This is a genomic window from Bathymodiolus azoricus thioautotrophic gill symbiont, assembly GCF_001298715.1.
Lineage (GTDB): Bacteria > Pseudomonadota > Gammaproteobacteria > PS1 > Pseudothioglobaceae > Thiodubiliella.
On the sequence record NZ_CDSC02000405.1, the window covers coordinates 1 to 3,054 of the forward strand.

The following is a 3,054-nucleotide window of genomic DNA, read 5'->3' on the forward strand; positions in this document are numbered from 1 at the left end:
GGATCTGGTAAAAACAAAGATACTGTCAATCCCCATAATTACCACAAAGAAATGTCAGTTGGTTTTGCTAAGTATAAAACCAAAATGTTTGGTGATCAGCTATGGACTGTTGAGAACATGCTTCATTACCCAAGTGTTGCCCACATAAAAAATGTTCATGCCGAAAATGAGGATCTCAAGTTTTATAATTGGAAAGGGGCTATGAACGCCGAATCTAAATCAGGAGCACAAGGAATATGTGCCTCTGGCTGGCACATCCCATCAGATGCAGATTGGAAAAAATTAGAAGGTCATCTTGGCATGAGTCAAGCCCTTCAAAACAAAGATAATGCGTATCGAGGCAGAAAACAAGCCGAAATACTTCATGAAAGTGACTTTAATGCTAAATTGCTAGGTTTTTACCAAGACGATAAAATGAAGAAAGTAGGAGAGGATGCTTATTTCGTTAGTTCTAGTAGCTCTAGTAGCACCAAAAATGACAAACACTTTATTGCCCGTAAAATAGCACCTGTACCAATAGATGCTATGCGTTTTGTGTTAATTAAACAATCACTTCCAGGTGCATTATCAATAGGTGAAGTAGAAGTAATTAGTGATGGTGTAAATGTTGCATTACACAAGACGGTAAAAAGTTTCACTAACACTTGGAGTGATAGTGAAAAAAATCCAGTTGATATTGTTAATGGCACCAAGTTTGATTTCAGTACTGATCCGAGTGTATTATTGATAGATAAGGTAGGAGTAATTAATAATGGCGTAGATGTTGCATCATACAAGACGCTAAAAAGTTCCACTGGCACTACTTTGACTGATAGTGAAAACGATCCAGCTGATATTGTTGATGGCACCGATCTTGGTTTCAGTGCTGAGAGCCCTTCAGGCAATGGATGGGTGTTGATTGATTTAGGTTCGGAATATATCATTGACAGTATCAAGATCCAAGACTTAACAACAGGAAAACTTGTTAAACCCGCCATAGGTTTGGTTGTTTTTCTTTCTAAAAAATCAATGAATACCTCTCAAACACTGCAACAGCTTAGAGACAATGCTGACATTAATATTGTTGGAATTACTGCCATACAGTTTTCTAACGAGAAGGAGCATGAATTTTTACTAAGCAGAACAGAGTTGGATTTATGGCGTGGTGATATGCTTAAAACAATAGATGTCAGTGTGCGTTGCCTTCAAGATGACACTGCACCAGAAATAGCACCCAGCACAGTCGAAAACAACATTATTGTTGGTAGGCCAATGAAGCCAATTGAATTTATTAATTATGCCTCAGGCGGTGTTGATCAATGGTCAATCCTTCCTTCATTTCCACTTCCTAAAGGGTTGGTGTTTGACAATCAAAAAGGAATTATTTCAGGTACGCCTACTAAGGTTCAAAGCAGAAATATATATATGGTTTCTGCTAGCAACAGCCAAGGGTCAACGAATGTTGCTGTCTATATTACAGTTTTACCAGTATTGGTTGATAGCATTAAAATATCAGGCGCTAAAAGTGTCTTAGCAATTGGTGAAAGCATGCAACTTCATGTAGCGATTAGTCCTAACGATGCAACCGACAAAACTTTGTCGTGGGAGGTTGATGACAAACTAAGTGTTGACCAAGCAACAGGCAAAATTACTGCCATCAAAGATGGCGTATCCACTGTCAGAGCTATCGCACTTAATGGCACTGCGGTAGATGAGTTTGAAATACTTGTTGTTTCTACCATTGTTTTTGATAATAAATCTTATAAAGAGATATTGTCTAAAAAAACAGGCAGGTCTTGGCTAGATAGAAACTTAGGTGCATCTGAGGCTTGTAAAACTAGGACAGATTCAAATTGTTATGGTGATTTTTATCAATGGGGCAGAGGTAGAGATGGGCACCAAATTGCAGGTTCAAAAACGAGTTCAAAATTAGCAAGCAGTATCACCCCTAATAATGCAAAATTTATAACCAATATGCCCGCTGTCGTAACTGACTGGACAACAGCACTTGTTGACCATCAAGGCGACAACAGAAAAGTTGCTTGGATCGATAAAGGTGTTAATGATATTTGTCCGAAAGGTTATAGCGTACCAACCTCTAAGGAATTAAGTAATGAAGGCGGGGGCAGCACCTCAGTATTTAATGGAATGTTGCCGTTAAGTGGTTATCGTGATGTTGATGGAATATTAGAGGAAGCAAATAAAAAGGGTTCTTATTGGACAAGATCTATTGACAGTAAGAACTACAGATCTACTGCACTTGTATTTGGAGCAGATGGCGCACAATATTTTTTAAATGAAGGGCGTGCCAGAGGTTACCAAGTGCGTTGCATAAAAGATACTGTTGGCCCTCCTATTATTAAATCTAATATTGATGTGTTAAGCGCCACCTTTGGTGAAGAGATTACCCCAATTACATTCGTTAATTTTGGTGCCCATGTCACTAGGTGGTCAGTTGATGGGCTTCCTGTTGGATTAAAAATGAACTATACAACTGGCGTAATTTCAGGTGTGCCGACCAAAGTACAGCCAAAAGCCCTTTATACTGTTACTGCCTCTAATGATTTTGGCACAAGTTCAGCGGTAATTTCTATCAGTGTAAAGTCTGTTGCCGTGCCTATTACCAGTATTCAGATAAATCATGACATTCAGCGATTAGGCGATACAAATGTTCTTGAAGTAGGTAAAGTTGCTCAGGTTAGTGCTGCACTTACCCCTAACAATGCTACTATTCAAAAGGTTTCATGGTCGCTAAACTCTAAAAATGCAACCATTCACATTTCAAAAGAGGGCGTCACAACACTTAAAGGCGTTAGTGAGGGCACAGTAGTGTTGAGTGCAACTTCATTAGATGGGAACAATGTTGTTGCTAGTTTGACTATTCAAGTGGTTGCTAAGGTTTTTAATGGCAAGATTTATAACACGGTTACCTCTCCAACAACAAAGCGAGTTTGGCTAGATAGAAATTTGGATGCTGATATGGTTTGTGAAAATGCCACAGACTCATCGTGTCTTGGTGGCTTGTATCAATTCGGGCGCTTTACTGATGGACATCAAAAGCGCTCTAATCATAAT

At 39.0% G+C, this 3,054-nt stretch carries 1 protein-coding gene; it reads left to right on the top strand.

Features of this window, described 5'->3' with window-relative positions:
* Positions 1-51: 51 nt before the first annotated feature.
* Positions 52-3,054, top strand: a 3,003-nt coding sequence (locus tag BAZSYMA_RS07810; RefSeq protein WP_195910157.1) for an FISUMP domain-containing protein, incomplete at its 3' end; no start/stop codon positions are given.